This window comes from Novosphingobium sp. PP1Y, from assembly GCF_000253255.1.
GTDB lineage: Bacteria > Pseudomonadota > Alphaproteobacteria > Sphingomonadales > Sphingomonadaceae > Novosphingobium.
Window position 1 is genome coordinate 621,054 of record NC_015580.1, and the last position, 15,403, is coordinate 636,456.

Annotated in this window: 17 protein-coding genes; 8 read left to right on the top strand and 9 right to left on the bottom strand. The window is 65.3% G+C overall.

What is annotated here, in order from left to right; all coding sequences use genetic code 11:
- Positions 1-68: 68 nt before the first annotated feature.
- The gene (locus tag PP1Y_RS09165; protein WP_013831982.1) at positions 69-953 is read right to left on the bottom strand and encodes an MJ0042-type zinc finger domain-containing protein; all 885 of its coding nucleotides are present in this window, start codon (positions 951-953) and stop codon (positions 69-71) included.
- A 149-nt stretch (positions 954-1,102) separates the two neighbouring features.
- Here PP1Y_RS09165 and ftsE point away from each other — a divergent pair, with 149 nt between their 5' ends.
- From ftsE to PP1Y_RS09185, 4 genes are read left to right on the top strand one after another with little or no spacing between them, the layout of a single operon-like run.
- Entirely contained in the window at positions 1,103-1,816 is a 714-nt protein-coding gene (gene ftsE, locus PP1Y_RS09170) for a cell division ATP-binding protein FtsE (protein ID WP_007013141.1), read from the top strand.
- 35 nt (positions 1,817-1,851) lie between these two features.
- The gene (locus tag PP1Y_RS09175; protein WP_013831984.1) at positions 1,852-2,739 is read left to right on the top strand and encodes an ABC transporter permease; all 888 of its coding nucleotides are present in this window, start codon (positions 1,852-1,854) and stop codon (positions 2,737-2,739) included.
- Positions 2,740-2,749: 10 nt separating this feature from the next.
- Positions 2,750-3,280, top strand: a complete 531-nt coding sequence (locus tag PP1Y_RS09180; RefSeq protein ID WP_013831985.1) for a YdcF family protein — start codon at positions 2,750-2,752, stop codon at positions 3,278-3,280.
- Positions 3,280-3,975, top strand: coding sequence for a 1-acyl-sn-glycerol-3-phosphate acyltransferase (locus PP1Y_RS09185; protein WP_013831986.1), 696 nt, complete (start codon positions 3,280-3,282; stop codon positions 3,973-3,975). Before PP1Y_RS09180 ends, PP1Y_RS09185 begins: the two co-directional genes overlap by 1 nt.
- A 91-nt stretch (positions 3,976-4,066) precedes the next feature.
- Here PP1Y_RS09185 and PP1Y_RS09190 read toward each other — a convergent pair whose 3' ends face one another.
- The 3 genes from PP1Y_RS09190 to hisC form a co-directional block, all read right to left on the bottom strand.
- Positions 4,067-4,846, bottom strand: coding sequence for a transglutaminase family protein (locus PP1Y_RS09190; protein ID WP_013831987.1), 780 nt, complete (start codon positions 4,844-4,846; stop codon positions 4,067-4,069).
- A 70-nt stretch (positions 4,847-4,916) separates the two neighbouring features.
- The gene (locus PP1Y_RS09195) at positions 4,917-5,843 is read right to left on the bottom strand and encodes a prephenate/arogenate dehydrogenase family protein (protein WP_013831988.1); all 927 of its coding nucleotides are present in this window, start codon (positions 5,841-5,843) and stop codon (positions 4,917-4,919) included.
- Positions 5,840-6,952 (bottom strand): histidinol-phosphate transaminase, encoded by a 1,113-nt coding sequence (hisC, locus tag PP1Y_RS09200; protein WP_013831989.1) that lies wholly within the window; start codon positions 6,950-6,952, stop codon positions 5,840-5,842. Before hisC ends, PP1Y_RS09195 begins: the two co-directional genes overlap by 4 nt.
- 86 nt (positions 6,953-7,038) lie before the next feature.
- On the opposite strand from hisC, the gene PP1Y_RS09205 reads away from it, so the two are divergent.
- Both PP1Y_RS09205 and metW read left to right on the top strand, forming a co-directional pair.
- Entirely contained in the window at positions 7,039-8,160 is a 1,122-nt protein-coding gene (locus tag PP1Y_RS09205; protein ID WP_041558715.1) for a homoserine O-acetyltransferase, read from the top strand.
- An 8-nt stretch (positions 8,161-8,168) separates the two neighbouring features.
- Positions 8,169-8,762 carry a methionine biosynthesis protein MetW gene (metW, locus tag PP1Y_RS09210; RefSeq protein ID WP_013831991.1) on the top strand — a complete coding sequence of 198 codons (594 nt, stop codon included), beginning with the start codon at positions 8,169-8,171 and terminating at the stop codon, positions 8,760-8,762.
- Between the two features lie 142 nt (positions 8,763-8,904).
- On the opposite strand, the gene nadA is transcribed toward metW, so the two are convergent.
- From nadA to PP1Y_RS09235, 5 genes are all read right to left on the bottom strand, one after another.
- Positions 8,905-9,891, bottom strand: a complete 987-nt coding sequence (gene nadA / locus PP1Y_RS09215) for a quinolinate synthase NadA (RefSeq protein WP_007013150.1) — start codon at positions 9,889-9,891, stop codon at positions 8,905-8,907.
- A gap of 92 nt (positions 9,892-9,983) precedes the next feature.
- A complete protein-coding gene (locus PP1Y_RS09220) occupies positions 9,984-10,700 on the bottom strand; it encodes a hypothetical protein (protein WP_051010003.1) in 717 nt (238 codons plus the stop codon).
- A gap of 75 nt (positions 10,701-10,775) precedes the next feature.
- Positions 10,776-11,654 carry an MBL fold metallo-hydrolase gene (locus PP1Y_RS09225; RefSeq protein WP_013831993.1) on the bottom strand — a complete coding sequence of 293 codons (879 nt, stop codon included), beginning with the start codon at positions 11,652-11,654 and terminating at the stop codon, positions 10,776-10,778.
- Positions 11,655-11,714: 60 nt separating this feature from the next.
- Positions 11,715-12,179, bottom strand: a complete 465-nt coding sequence (locus tag PP1Y_RS09230) for a DUF1465 family protein (protein WP_013831994.1) — start codon at positions 12,177-12,179, stop codon at positions 11,715-11,717.
- Between the two features lie 148 nt (positions 12,180-12,327).
- Positions 12,328-12,525 (bottom strand): YdcH family protein, encoded by a 198-nt coding sequence (locus PP1Y_RS09235; RefSeq protein ID WP_173364724.1) that lies wholly within the window; start codon positions 12,523-12,525, stop codon positions 12,328-12,330.
- Positions 12,526-12,748: 223 nt separating this feature from the next.
- Here PP1Y_RS09235 and PP1Y_RS25315 point away from each other — a divergent pair, with 223 nt between their 5' ends.
- Entirely contained in the window at positions 12,749-12,904 is a 156-nt protein-coding gene (locus PP1Y_RS25315; RefSeq protein WP_007013154.1) for a YdcH family protein, read from the top strand.
- Between the two features lie 100 nt (positions 12,905-13,004).
- Positions 13,005-15,281, top strand: coding sequence for a phosphoenolpyruvate--protein phosphotransferase (gene ptsP / locus PP1Y_RS09240; RefSeq protein ID WP_013831995.1), 2,277 nt, complete (start codon positions 13,005-13,007; stop codon positions 15,279-15,281).
- Positions 15,282-15,403: the final 122 nt, after the last annotated feature.

Sequence of the window (15,403 nt, forward strand, 5' to 3'; positions counted from 1 at the left end):
CAAGCGCTGTTTCCGATAAAAATTCAAGGAGGCGAAATTAATTCGGGGTCGGTGCGCGCGAACCCGCCTTATTCAGGCTTCCAGCCGATCTCGGCAGCGGCAGCTGCCTTGGGAATGTCGGTCAGCGCTTCGTTGATGGTTACCATTTCGCCGGGCGCGAGTTCGCGCTTGGGCGGAACGATTTCCTTTTCGTAGACGATGCGTTCGCGATCGTCGCGCAAGACGACGAGCAGCGAAGGCACGTAGCGCGATTCGCTGCCGATGTTGCTGATCGTGCCGCTGACGCTGAAGAATTCGGTGCCGTCGGGCAGGGGCTTGCGATCCTGCCGCTTGCGCGGGAAGTCCAGCTGCAGGTCGGGCTGCGCCTTGGTGAAGCTCTGGCGCGGGATCGGCACCCAGTCGGGCAGGCCGAACCATGCCACGGCTCCGGTCAGGCTAAGAGTGGCGACTGCGAAGACGCCGGCCGCGATGGTGCCGATCTTGGTCCAGTTGCGGCGCGGACGAAACGGCGGCGAAAAATCGAAGCTGGACGGGGACTCGTCTGCGTAGCGCGCACCGACGGTATCGTCGTAGTAGGAAGAGACCGTGCGCTGCGGTGTCCTGGGCGGTGCCGGCGGCAGCGGGGAATTTTCGCTGGCGAAGCTCGAAGTCCGCCCCGGTGCCACCGGCTCGGGTTCGCGTGCGGTTTCCGGCTCTGCGACGCCTGCGTCGGCCGGGCTTTCATCGGTCGCGCGCTCATCGGCCGCGGGCGTCCGCGCCGGTCGGGGCGGCGGGGTTTCCTGCACCGGGCGCTGGGCCGCGGCCTGCGCTTCGGTTTCGGCAAGGACGAGTTCCGGGCCTTCCTGGAACCAGCTATGACGGCATTTGGCGCAACGAACCGTGCGGCCATCCACGCCGATGGCGCTGTCCGGGACGGCGTAGCGCGTAGAGCAGGCAGGACAGGCGATGATCATGGTGTCATGTTATAAGCACGGTTAGCTCGCGCGGGACAAGCTTCGGACATGTGGGTAGGCGGCCCAATGGCCTTTTTTCCACATTCAATGCTCGCTATAGGCCGCAAATCGCCCGTTCGGACCCGGACACACTGACGAACCAGATGAGTATGACTGCGGACGGGGAAATCATTCACTTCGACAACGTGGGGCTTCGCTACGGAACCGATCGCGAGGTTCTCAGCGACTTGAGCTTCACCTTGTTCCCGGGGCGCTTTTACTTCCTGACGGGCGCCAGCGGCGCGGGAAAGACTTCGCTGCTGCGCCTGCTCTATCTTGCCCAGCGCCCTTCGCGCGGGATGATCCGCATGTTCGGGACCGATGCGATCACCATGCCGCGCAGCCGCCTGCCGGGGCTGCGGCGGCGGATCGGCGTGGTCTTCCAGGACTTCCGGCTGATCCCGCACTTGTCCGCCTTCGACAACGTCGCGCTGCCGCTGCGCGTGGCCGGCCACCAGGAAAAGGACCTCGCCGGGCCGGTCCGCGACATTCTCGACTGGGTGGGCCTTGCCGACCGCATCGATGCGCGCCCGCCCACTCTTTCCGGCGGTGAGCAGCAGCGCGTGGCCATCGCCCGCGCCGTGATCGCGCGTCCCGCGATGCTGGTCGCCGACGAGCCGACCGGCAACGTCGACCCGGAGATGGCGCTCAAGCTGATGCGCCTGTTCGAGATGCTCAACCGCCAGGGCACCACCGTCGTCGTCGCGACCCACGATCTCGACCTGCTGCGCAAGGTGCCCGAGAGCCTGATCATGCGGCTCGACCGCGGCCGCCTGTCCGATCCGACCGGAGCGCTGCGCTACCCGCCGAGGAAGATGCAGTGAACCTGCGCACCTTACTGGGCGGCGGGCGCCGGCTGATGGGCCGGGGCGAGGCCGAGCTGATCCCGCAGGGGCGCATGTCCGGGCCGATGCCCTGGGTCATCGCGATCATGGTGGCGATGACGGCCATTGCGCTTGCGGCAGGCCTGGCGCTGGGCAATGCCGTCAGCGCCGCGCGCGCCGAGATCGAGGGCGGCGTCACCATCCAGATCGTCGAGCCGCGCGCTGATTTGCGCGCAAAGCAGGCGAAGCGCGCGGTTGCGGCGATCAAGGACCTGCCGGGCATCGCCGGCCTGCGGCTGGTCCCCCAGACCGAGCTGGATGCCCTGATCGAGCCCTGGCTTGGCACCGGCATCGACGATGCGACGGGCACGGCGATCCCGGTTCCCGCGCTGATCGACGTGCGGCTGGACCGTCAGGCCACGCCAGCCCGGCTTGCCGCGATGGAGCAGGCAGTCATGCCGGTGGCGCCGTCCGCGAAGATCGATGCGCAGTCGAACTGGCTCAAGCCGGTGTTCGACGCGATGGTTTCGCTGCAATTGCTTGCCATGGTGCTTGTCGGCCTGCTGGCGCTTGCGCTCGCCGCGGCGGTGCTGCTGGCGGCCCGCTCTGCGCTCGGCGCGAATCGCGATACAATCGAGATCGTTCACCTGCTCGGCGGTACCGATGCCCAGGTCGCGCGCGTCTTCCAGCGTTCGATCGGCTACGACGCGGCGGGCGGCGGGGCGGTCGGACTGGTCCTGGCGATGGTGGTTATCTTCGCACTGGGCCGCCGCTTCGCCGGGCTGGGGGCAGGGCTGGTCGATAACGGCGCGTTGATCTGGAGCGACTGGCTGCTCCTTGCACTTGTCCCATTGCTGGCCACATTGCTGGCAATGGTCACGGCGCGGCTCACGGTGATGCACGCCCTGCGCAAGATGCTATAGTACACACAAGATGTTTCGTCGCACGGTCGCATTCCTGTTCCTTGCCTGGCTTTTCGGGTTCCTGTGGTTCGCCATCGCGCTGCCGCAGCCTCTCGACGGGACGAAGACCGATGCGATCATCGTGCTGACCGGCAGCGCCGGACGTATCGAGCACGCGCTGGATGTCCTGAAGGAGGGTGAGGCCTCGCGCCTGCTCGTCTCGGGCGTCGACCGCGAGGTCAAGCCGCGCGAGTTCGCCGCCCAGTTCGGCGTCTCGGACCAGCTGCTCGAATGCTGCATCACGCTTGGCTACAACGCCTACGATACGCGCTCGAACGCGATCGAGGCGGCGCAATGGGTCAGCGAGCACAAGTCGAAATCGGTGCGGCTCGTCACTGCCGACTGGCACATGCGCCGCGCCATGCTGGAAATCTCGCGGGAAATGCCTGCCGGTGTCGAGCTGAAGCCGGATGCGGTATCCTCGCGCCCCAGTCTCGGTGCGCTGTTCCTTGAATATCACAAGCTGCTGGCGCGCTTCGTGCTGAACCTGTGGGGCAAGTGATGCGCAGCACCCCGGCCGACGTCCTGCGCAGTCTCGCGTTCTACGCTGCCTTCTATACCGGCTCGATCTTCTATGTGCTGGGCTTCTTTCTGGCCGCAAGGCTGGGCGAAATGCCGGCACGCCGCGTCGTGCGCGGCTGGTCGCGATACCACCGTGCCTGTGCCCGCTGGCTGCTGGGCATGCGCGTGGTCGTCGAGGGCGAGATGCCCAATGACGGGGTGCTGGTGGCGATCAAGCATGAAAGCTTCTTCGAAGCCATCGACCTGCCTTCGCTGATGGACTGGCCGGTGCCGTTCCCCAAGGCGGAACTTGCCCGCATTCCCGGTTGGGGCGCTGCGGCGATGCGCTACGGCATCGTCGTTGTCGAACGCGAGGAGGGGGCAAAGGCCCTGCGGGCAATGGTCGCCAATGCCAGGCACTTCGCAGCCAGGGGCAGGCCGCTGGCGATCTTCCCCGAAGGTACGCGCGTTGCGCATGGAACGCGCGGTGAACTCCAGTCTGGCTTCGCCGGGGTCTACAAGCTGCTCGGCCTGCCGGTCGTGCCGGTCGCGGTCGACAGTGGACGGCTCTATCACCGGCGCTGGAAAAAACCCGGAGTGATCACCGTGCGGGTGGGCGAGCGGATCGAGGCCGGTCTGCCGCGCAAGGAAGTGGAAGCGCGCGTGACCGAGGCGATCAACGCGCTCAATCGCTGACCAGGCTGACCTGCCGCCCGGGGGGCAGGCGGTGAGGAAAGCAGCATCCCCGCCTGCGCAGGGGTTACGAAGGCGATGGCGTATTGGGCGCCTAGGCCACTTCGGAGACTTCCACGCTTTGCGAATTGAGCGTGACCGCACCGTAGCTGGTGAGGAACGAGACGTCAGCGGCGTCGCGGCCCACGCCGATCTTGGCGATGCACTCGGGGCGCGACATGCCGGTGGCGTCGACCATGTGCCAGGCACCGTCCAGGAACACTTCGGCTACGGCGTGGAAATCCTGCGGGTCGACGCCCAGGCCATAGACGCTGGCAAAGCGCGCCGGGATCGCACTGGCGCGGGTGAGCGTGATCATCAGGTGCGCGAAATCGCGGCAGACCCCCTGCCGGGTGACGAAAGTCTGCTCGGCGCAGGTGCTGCTCTCGCTCGATCCGACCACGTAAGTGAGGTGCTGGCCGATCCAGTCGCGGATCGCACCGACGCGCGCGCCGCCCTGCAGCCCGCCGAATTCGGCCTCGACCAGGTTCTGGAAGGTGTCCGATGGGCAGTACCGCGAAGGCATCAGGTAATCGACCGTCTCCCCGGGCAGCAGGTGGGCCGGAACCGCCGCGAGGTCGTCGACACGGGCGAGCATGCGCACCGGTTCCACTGTAGCCTCGTAATGGACCTTCAGCGTTTCTGCCGCTGCCAGCCAGATGCGGTCGCCGATGTTGTCATGCCCGGGGATGCGCGCGAAGTGCTCGACCGGCGGCAGGTCGATATGGGCGCGCAGCACTTTCTGTTCGGGCAGGATGGCCGCCTCGACCTGAAGCAGCACGTCGGCGGGAGCCGGGAGCGAATAGTCGAGCTCGGTACGGATCGATAATTTCATGGGGGCAGGGCTCCGGTGCGGGGGCTGTCCTCCGCTCAAAGCCGGGTAGCCGAAAAAGGTCCTGCGGGCCTCAGATTTTCTTCGTTCCGTTCTCGTGGTCGCCGCGACCGAAGTCGGGGCGGGAATCGTCCTGACCTTCCTGGATGATCGAGCGGCGGATCGCGCGGGTGCGCGCGAACTGCTCGAACAGCGCATCGCCGTCACCCACGCGGATCGCGCGCTGCAAGGCGGTGAGGTCCTCGGTGAAGCGCTGCAACATGGTGAGCACCGCTTCCTTGTTGGTCAGGAAGACGTCGCGCCACATCGTTGGATCGCTGGCGGCGATGCGCGTGAAGTCGCGGAAACCGCCGGCCGAGTACTTGATTACCTCGCTCTGGGTCACGTCCTCGAGATCGGAGGCGGTACCGACGATGGTATAGGCGATCAGGTGAGGCAGGTGGCTGGTCACGGCGAGGACGAGGTCATGGTGCTGCGCGTCCATGATCTCGACATTGGCGCCGAGCGCTTCCCAGAATTCGACGAGCTGCGAGAGCTTGACGAGATCGGTGTGTTCGGGCGGGGTGACGATGCACCAGCGGTTGCGGAACAGGTGGGCAAAGCCTGCGTCGGGGCCGGAGTTTTCCGTGCCCGCGACCGGGTGCGCCGGGATCACGTAGTGATCGGGCAGGGCTTCGCGCAACGCCGTCGCGATCGACTGCTTGCACGAGCCGACATCGCTGATCAGCGCGTCCTCGCGTAGGGCGTCCCGCACCTGTGCCGCCGCTTCGCCCATGACGCCGGGGGGCACGCAGAAGATCACGAGATCGGCATCCCGCACTGCCTCGGCAGGGGTTTCGCAGACCTGGTGGACGAGGCCGCGCTCCGCAGCGCGGGCGCGGGTGGCGGGATCGAGGTCGAAACCGGTAGTCTGGACCTCGGGCAGGAATTCCTGCGTGGCCAGGCCGATCGATCCGCCCTGCAGCCCCAGGCCGATGATGGCGACTTTTTCGAAGCTCATTTGGCGGCTTCTGCCATTTCGCGCAGTACATCGGCGATCACGTCGAGGTCGGCGCGTTTTCCGATGGTGATGCGCAGAGCCTGCGGCAGGCCCTGCCCGGGAAGCCAGCGCACGATATAGCCGCGTTCGGCAAGGCCGTCGAAGGCGGTCTCGGCGGAGAGCGGGCCCTCGAACAGGATCAGCACGAAGTTCGCCTGGCTCGGCAGCGCGCGCAGGCCATGGTTGCCCAGAGCCTCGATCTTCTCGACGAAGCGGGCCCGCTCGTCGCTGTTGTGTACGCGGCTGCGCTCGACGAAAGCGGTGTCTTCCAGCGCGGCAAGCGCCATGGCCTGCCCGGTGCTCGATACGTTGAAGGGACCGCGGATGCGGTTGATCGTCTGGATGATACCCGGCGCGCCGGTGCCCCAGCCGATACGCTCGCCGGCAAGTCCGAAAATCTTGGAGAATGTGCGGGTGACCAGCACGTTATCGTGCGCGGCGGCCAGCGCCATCGCGCCGTCCTCGTCCTCGGGCGCGACGTATTCGCCGTAAGCCTGGTCGAGCACCAGCAGCACGTCGGCGGGCAGCGCTGCGTGGAGCCGTGCGATCTCGCCCTTGGGCAGGTAGGATCCGGTCGGATTGTTCGGGTTGGCGATGAAGACCACGCGCGTCCTGTCCGTCACCAGGGCGATCAGGGCATCGACATCGGTCCCGTAGTCGGCATCGGGGGCTACGACCGGCGTCGCGCCGCAGCGACGCGCGGCAATGTCGTAGACCGAAAAGCCGTAGCGCACGTAGATCACTTCGTCGCCCGGGCCGGCATAGCCCTGTGCGGCGAGGTTGAGCAGTTCGTCCGAGCCGGTGCCCATGACGATCCGCGCCGGATCGATCCCGTGCAACTCGCCGAGCTTGGCGCGCAGCGCCTTGCTGTCCGGGTCGGGATAGAGCGCGGGGGCCTGCGCTCTTGCGGCCAGCGCGGACTCGCTGGTGCCCAGCGGGTTCTCGTTCGCCGAAAGCTTGATCAGCGGTCGCCCGTCCTTGCCGGAGGATTTGCCCGGCACATAGGCGTGAATCGCCTCGATCCAGGGCTTGGGTTGCGGGGCTTTCGAACGGGTTTCGGTGTCGGTCATCACGCGCGCGCCTTTAACGCAGCGTGGGACCGATTGACAGCCTGTGATTGACAGTTGCCGGGACGTCCCCCACTTGGCGGTTCATTATGGCCACGGCCCGCGACATGGAAACCAGCAAAGTCCTTGAACTGGCGCAGCCTCTTCCGCTTGACGGCGGGCAGAGCCTCGAAGGCGTGCGCATCGCTTACGAGACGCACGGAACCCTCAACGAGGCTCGCGGCAACGCGATCCTCATCTGTCACGCCCTGACCGGCGATCAGCACGTCATGTCCGACCATCCCAAGACCGGCAAGCCGGGCTGGTGGGTGCGCATGGTCGGGCCGGGCAAGCCGATCGACACAGACCGGTACTTCATCGTCTGCGCCAATGTCATCGGCTCGTGCATGGGCTCGACCGGTCCGGCGAGCCCTGGCCCGGACGGCAAGCCTTACGGCATGCGCTTCCCGGTCATCACCATCCGCGACATGGTGCGTGGCCACATCGCCCTGCTCGACGCCTTGGGAATCGACCAGCTCCATGCCGTCGTCGGCGGCTCCATGGGCGGGATGCAGGCGCTTTCGCTGGCGGCGAACTTCCCCGAACGCGTGCGCGCCGCGCTGGTCATCGCTTCGACCGCGCGTCATTCGGCGCAGAACATCGCCTTCCACGAAGTGGGGCGCCAGGCGATCATGGCCGATCCCGACTGGCGCGAGGGCGCCTATTACGAGGCCAAGGAAAACGGCGGGAAGGGGCCCGAAAAGGGTCTCTCGGTCGCGCGCATGGCCGCGCACATCACGTATCTGTCCGAAGCCGGGCTGACCGAAAAGTTCGGCCGCCGCCTGCAGGACCGCAGCGAGAAGACCTTCGGGTTCGATGCCGATTTCCAGGTCGAATCGTACCTGCGCTACCAGGGCCTGTCATTCACCGACCGGTTCGACGCCAATTCCTATCTCTACATCACCCGCGCGATGGACTATTTCGACCTCGCGGAGGAGCATGGCGGGATGCTGGCCAACGCCTTCGCCCGCTCGAAGGCGCGCTTCTGCCTCGTCAGTTTCGATACCGACTGGCTCTACCCCACCTCCGAATCGCGCAATGTGGTCCACGCGCTCAATGCCGCGGGCCTGCCGGTGAGCTTCGTCGAGCTTTCCGCCCCGTTCGGGCACGACTCGTTCCTGCTGGACGTTCCCGCGCTCGATCGCGTCGTCGAAGGATTCCTGAACCAGTGAGCCCGGTGATGAGCAACCTGCGGCCCGACCTTTCCGTGATCGCCGCCAATGTCGCGCCCGGATCGAGCCTGCTCGACGTCGGCTGCGGGGACGGGACCCTGATGCAGGCCCTGCGCGACGAGAAGCGGTGCGACGCGCGCGGCATGGAGCTGAACCCTGCGAACGTGGGCAAGTGTGTGGGCAAGGGGCTGTCGGTGATCCAGGGCGATGCCGACAGGGACCTCGCCTTCTATCCCGACAAATCGGTCGACTACGCGATCCTCTCGCAGACGCTGCAGACGACGATGCGCCCTGACATGGTGCTGGAGGAACTGCTGCGCATCGGCCGCAAGGCCTTCGTCAGCTTCCCCAATTTCGCTCACTGGCGCGTGCGCCTCTCGCTGTTGTGGGGCGGGCGCATGCCGGTGACCCGGCTGCTGCCGGTCGCATGGTACGAGACACCGAATATCCACCACCTCACCGTCGACGATTTCCGCGCGCTGGTGAAGGAGCGCGGAATTACCGTAGAGGGTAGCTGGTTCCTCTCCGGCGACACCCAGTGCAGTTCGGCAGCCGCGAACTTCCGCGCTGAACACGCGGTGTTCCAACTCTCGCGCAACTGATCGGGTCGGGCCAGCGCCCGGCCTGCGACAGGTTCAGGCTGGCTGAACCGTGTCTTGGATCAAGAGAGGATTGGCCAAGGTTATTCGCTCCATCCGCTCAGGCTGAGTTTGCCGAAGGCCGTGCGCCCACCCGGGGCAGCGCTTAGCGCGCCCCGAGGTCTCCCTTGCCCACCGTGCCCGATGCCATTTCCAGCATCCGGTCGAGGCTCTTCTTAGCGGCGACGCGCAGGCCTTCCTCGATTTCCACGCGCGGCTGCAGGTCGCGCAGGGCGAGGTAGAGCTTCTCCATGGTGTTGAGCGCCATGTAGGGGCAGATGTTGCAGGCGCAGTTGCCGTCGGCACCGGGGGCGCCGATGAAGGTCTTGCCCGGCAGCGCCTTTTCCATCTGGTGGATGATGTGCGGCTCGGTGGCGACGATCAGGGTCTGGCCTTCGAAATCCTGGGCGAACTTGAGGATGCCGCTGGTCGAACCGACGTAGTCGGCGTGATCGATGATGTGCGGCGGGCATTCCGGATGAGCGGCGATAGGCGCGCCCGGGTGCTGCGCCTTGAGCTTGAGCAGTTCCGTCTCGCTGAAGGCTTCGTGGACGATGCACACGCCCGGCCAGAGCAGCATTTCGCGATCGAACTTGCGGCTGAGGTAGCCGCCGAGATGCCGGTCGGGGCCGAAGATGATCTTCTGGTCCTTCGGGATCTGCTGCAGGATCGTTTCGGCGCTGGAGCTGGTGACGATGATGTCGGACAGCGCCTTCACCTCGGTCGAGCAGTTGATGTAGGTCAGCGCGATATGATCGGGGTGGGCTTCGCGGAACGCCTTGAACTTTTCGGGCGGGCAGGAATCCTCGAGGCTGCAGCCGGCTTCGAGGTCGGGCAGCACGACGATCTTTTCCGGGCTCAGGATCTTGGCGGTATCGGCCATGAACTTCACGCCGCAAAAGGCGATGACGTCGGCATCGGTCGCGGCGGCCTTGCGGCTCAGTTCGAGGCTGTCGCCCACGTAGTCCGCCAGGTCCTGGATTTCCGGCTTCTGGTAGTAGTGGGCGAGGATGACGGCATTGCGCTCCTTGCGCAGCCGCTCGATCTCGGCGCGAACGTCGATGCCGGACAGATCGGCGGGCATTACGGTCATGGTAGGCTTTCCCTCTGGTTCCTGTGCCGGTTTCGTTCCGGTTGCCGGGCCTATCTAGGGATGGAATGCCCGTGTCCCAAGGGGAAAATGCGTCATGCGCTGCCGGTAATGCGCGCCGCCAGTGAAGCCATGAGCGATGTGCGGCCCATTATTTCATAGAGACCGTGGTTTGCCACGACCGCGACCATCGCGATCAGCGTGGCGCGGTGAACGCTGCCCAGCGTCGCCTTGTCGTGGCGTGCCACGATCGCGAGCGTGCCGAGCTGGATAACCATGCCCACGGTCTCGCCCCAGGGGCCGAGTAAGGGCATCGGCAGCAGGCGGCCATAGGCCGGCTCCATCAGCAGCACGTTGGCACCTACGATCAGGCGGCGGTGCACTTCGGTATCGCGCCGGTTCACGATCGCGGCGACCAGCATCGCGACGAACAGGACAAGGCCGATGTGGGTGAGCGCCAGAAAATAGGCGGGCGTGAAGAATGGCGGCACGTGATTCGTGCGGATCGACATGATCGCCGAAAAGCTGCCGAGGATCACGATCAGTGCGGCCAGGGCCAGCGCGATCCGTCCGAACCGGCGATGGCGTGCCGGCTCGCCGCGCTTGATCAGGGTCGGCTGGTAGATGAACAGGCCGAGCCAGCCGACCATGACCAGCGCATGGACGTGGATCCAGATGGGCACGCGCGGGATATCGACGAAGCCGCGTGCGGCCCACTGGAAGAAACCGAAGAGAATGAAGGCGGCAATGCCGATTGCCATCTTCTGCCAGAACGTCAGCGCGTCACTGCGTTCACCTGCAATGCTTGCCACGAATTTCCCCCGCGATTATTTCCTATGTCGCGCGGTAATACAGTATTGTTGGGCAGTCTTCCAGATGCGGCGAAGTCAAGTCTGCAATGACCACTCGCCGTTCTCGCTCGTGACCATATCTCTTCTTTCCAGATCAATCAGATGGGCATGTACAGACCGCCCGGCGGCAGGCCAGAGGCGCTCGTCCACGCCCTTGTACATGTGCGGAATCATCTCGTCGATCCGGTGGCGGCCTGCTTCGATCTGGCGAAGGATCTGCTTCTCGCGCTGTCGGCGATGGCCGATCATGCCGCGCACGAGTTGGCGCGGCTTTTCGACCGCGGGGCCGTGCGCCGGGTAGTAGATGGTGTCCTGTTCGCGCCGGTAGAGCGCGGCGAGGCTTTCCATGTAGTCTGACATGTCGCCGTCCGGCGGGGCGACGACGCTGGTCGACCAGCCCATCACGTGGTCGCCGGTAAACAGCGCGCCGGTCTCGGGCAGGGCGAAGCACAAGTGGTTCGAGGTGTGGCCGGGCGTTGCTACGGCCAGAAGCGTCCAGCCGTCGCCCGAAACCGCCTCGCCGTCGGTCAGGACCCGGTCGGGACGATAGTGCGCGTCGAAAGCGGCATCCGCGCGCGGCCCGTCGTCTTCCAGCGTAAGCGGGGCGCAGCCGACGATCGGCGCGCCGGTGCGAGCGGCAAGCGGGGCAGCGGCGGGGGAGTGGTCCCGGTGCGTGTGGGTGCACAGGATCGCGCTGACGCGCGCGTCGCCGATGGCGGCCAGGATCGCATCGATGTGTTCGGCCTCGTCCGGGCCGGGGTCGATCACCGCCACATCGCTGCCTGAGCCGACGAGGTAGGTCTGGGTGCCGGTGTAAGTGAAAGGCGAAGGATTGCGTGCCAGTACGCGCCGCACGAGCGGGCCGACCTGTTCGGCTTCGGAATAGGGGGCGGCGATGGCGCTTTGCTCGGTCATGGAGGCGATATGGCCCCTGATCGCTGCGCTGTCGAGTTTCCGGCCCGAACGCGGGCCCGATCAGCCGGCCAGCCGTTGTTCGATGCGTTCGCGCAGCCGCTCTATCGCGCTGGGCTCATGGCTTTCGCTCAGGCGCCAGTTGCGATCGAGCCAGAGCAGGCGTTCGTAAAAGCGCCGCGTCGCCTGGACCAGTTCGACCGTTTCGGGCTCGAGCAGGGCCAGCTGCTGTGCATCGGACCGGCGCATTTCGGCCGACAGGCGGCCGTGGCGGCGCAGCTGGTAGTCGGTGATCTCGCCCATGAAGAAGGCCCGGTGATTGAGCAGCCAGGCGATCGCGTGCATCATCCGGGTCGTCGTGCGCAGGCCCTCGCTCGACAGGGCGACGCGCGCGTCGTCCTCGTCGTGTCCGGCCCGCCCCAGCTGGCCGGGCAGCGTGAAGGCATGGCGCACTTCGTCCGAAAGCGTGAGAGCTTCGCAGTAGAGCGCTTCGACGATGCGCGGATTTATGGTCAGCGGTTTCGACATTGCATTCGATATTTATGAAGGTCGAATCGCGGGCAACAGCGTCTTGGCAAGAATCCACGGCCCGATTCGGGACTGTCCCTGCGTGGCACGTTTCATGGTTTGCCGATGTTAACTGAAAGGCAGCATTCCTCCGCAGAAATCCGTCGAATCAGGCAATTATATCCGGGATTAGGTAATCCTCGATCTGCGCGATCTGATCCTTCAGGATGAGTTTGCGCTTCTTGAGCCTGGCAATCTGCAGCTGATCGGACGCTCCCGTGGCATTGAGAGCGTCGATGGCAGCGTCGAGATCGCGATGCTCGATCCTCAGGAGTTCTAGGCGCTTGCGCATTTCCTCTTCGGTCACGCCGGAATTCCTCATAACTTTGCGCGGTTTGGGGCCGCGGCGCTGGTTTGGCTACTGGCCTGCTCAACGCAGCGACCATGCGATTCACCGAATATGAATCAATCATCCTCTTCGCAAGGTGGCCTGAATATGTTTGGATGACTTTGCGTCGTATCCGACAGGAGTCGAGTCGCCAATCCGGGAGCTCGGCGCGGATCCGGCCCCTTCAAGAGGAGAACCGTCCATGGATAGTTCGCACGTCAGCGCCCTTCAACTCAAGCATGCCGGGATCGAACGCCGGCTTCACGACGAGATGGCCCGGCCGTTGCCTGACAATGCGGTAATCCAGTCCCTCAAGAAGCGAAAGCTCAGACTCAAGGAAGAAATCGCCCGCTGTTAGGCGCGCGATCCCCCGCGTCGCAGAGATAAGTTCCGAATTAACCTGATTTCACGGTCCCGCTCCGTTCCCAAAGCGCTCCGATTGGGGTAGTTCTCAGGGTATGACCAGCGGAGCCGTCGAAGCAGCACGAAACATTCTCACCCGCCTCCACGAGGTCATGGCTTCGCGCAGCAATGCGCAGGCCAAGCTGAACAACGTGGTGGAAGTGATAGGCGAGTGCCTCGATAGCGAGGTCTGCTCGATCTACCTCCTGCGTGAGGGGATGCTGGAACTCTTCGCAACGCGCGGCCTGGCCCAGGAGGCTGTCCACGTCACGCGAATGGCGGTGGGTGAAGGTCTCGTCGGCACGATTGCCGACAATATCGAGACACTCAACCTCGCCGAAGCGACGGCGCACCCCGACTTCTCCTATCGTCCGGAAACGGGGGAAGAGAAGTTCCATTCCTTTGCGGGTGTACCGATCGTGCGGCGCGAACGTGCGGTTGGCGTGCTGTGCGTGCAGCACGTCGATCCGCGCCGCTACGAAGAAGTCGAGATCGAGGCCCTGCAGACAGTGGCGATGGTGCTCTCAGAGCTCATCACCAATGCGGACCTCATCGACGAAGTGGATACCCATTCCTTCGATGCGGCCAGCAACGGTCCGGAGCAGCTTCATGGCCTGACCCTGGTCAAGGGACTGGCATCGGGTACCGCGGTCTATCACCAGCCACGGGTGACCATCGAACATGTCGTCGCGGAAGACACCGAGGCCGAGCGCCAGCGCGTCATCCTCGCCTTCGAGAAGATGCGCGAGCAGATCGACCGCATGGCCAGCCAGGCGGAATTCGGTGTGGGCGGAGAGCATGAGGAGGTCCTCGAGACCTACCGCATGTTCGCTTACGACGAAGGTTGGACGCGCCGGATCAACGAGGCGATCGATTCGGGCCTGACCGCCGAGGCGGCGATCGAACGCGTGCAACAGCGCACCCGCATGCGCATGCGCCAGATCGACGACCCGTTGCTGGCGGACCGCATGCACGACCTCGAGGACCTGGCGAACCGCCTGCTGCGGATCGTTTCAGGCCAGATGGGCACGGCGGCCTCGATGGGACTGCGCAGCGATGCGATCCTGATCGCACGCAATCTCGGCCCGGCCGAGCTTCTTGAGTACGACCGGCGGCGCCTGAAGGGCGTCATCCTCGAGGAAGGCTCGCTTACCAGCCACGTCGTCATCGTCGCGCGCGCCATGGGCGTGCCGGTGCTCGGACGGGTCCGCAGCATGCGTGGTATCGTGCGCGAAGGCGACCTGCTGCTCCTCGACGCCGACCAGGCCACGGCGATGGTGCGGCCCGCAGCGGGCATGATCGAGGCCTTCGAGGCCCGTTTCGCCAAGAGCCGTGAGCGCCAGGCTGCCTATGCGGCGCTGCGCGACGTGCAGCCGGTTTCGCGCGACGGTGAGCGGATCACGGTCATGATCAACGCGGGCCTGCGCGAGGACATCACCAATCTCAGCCTCACCGGCGCGGACGGCATCGGGCTGTTTCGCACCGAATTCCAGTTCCTCGTCTCGGCCACGCTGCCGCAACGTGAACGCCAGACCCGCCTCTATCGCGACGTGCTCGATGCGGCAGGGGACAAGCCGGTGATGTTCCGCACGGTCGACATCGGCGGCGACAAGACCTTGCCCTACCTGCGGCACGACGACGGCGAGGGGGAGGAAAACCCGGCGATGGGCTGGCGCGCGCTGCGCGTGGCGCTTGAGCGCGACGGCCTGCTCAAGGCGCAGGCCCGTGCCTTGCTCGAGGCGGCTGCCGGGCGCACGCTCAACGTCATGTTCCCGATGGTGGCCGAACCCTGGGAGTTCGACGCCGCCAAGGCGGTGTTCGACAATCAGCTCGCCTATCTCAAGACGCAGAAGAAGGTCCTGCCCGAAGCGATCCGCTACGGGGTCATGCTCGAGGTTCCCGCGCTTGCCGAGCAGCTCGACCTGCTGGCGCCGAAGATCTCGTTCCTGTCGATCGGCACCAACGACCTGACCCAGTTCCTGTTTGCGGCGGACCGTTCGAACCCCAAACTGGCCGAACGCTATGACTGGCTGAGCCCGGCTATCCTGCGTTTCCTGCGGCGGGTTCTGCGCAACGTCGAGGGTCACAACGTCGATGTCGGCGTGTGCGGCGAGATGGGCGGGCGGCGGCTGGAAGCCCTCGCCCTGCTTGGCCTGGGGATCACGCGGCTGTCGATCACTCCGGCGTCGGTCGGTCCGATCAAGGAGATCATCGGCAAGGTCGATATCTCGCAAATCCGTGAGGCCATGAACGGGTGGCTGGTCAACCCGCCGGAGAACATGCGCGCGACGCTGGCGCGCTGGGCTGCGGATCGAGAAATTCTCGTGGATTGACATAACTCTGGCGCAAGCAGAGGATATCCGTCGCCGGTCAGGCACGACCCACCGCATGCCCTTGAATCAGAAACCTGCCTTCTGATTGACTTCGGGGACTCGTGCGTCTTGGGTTGGGCCGG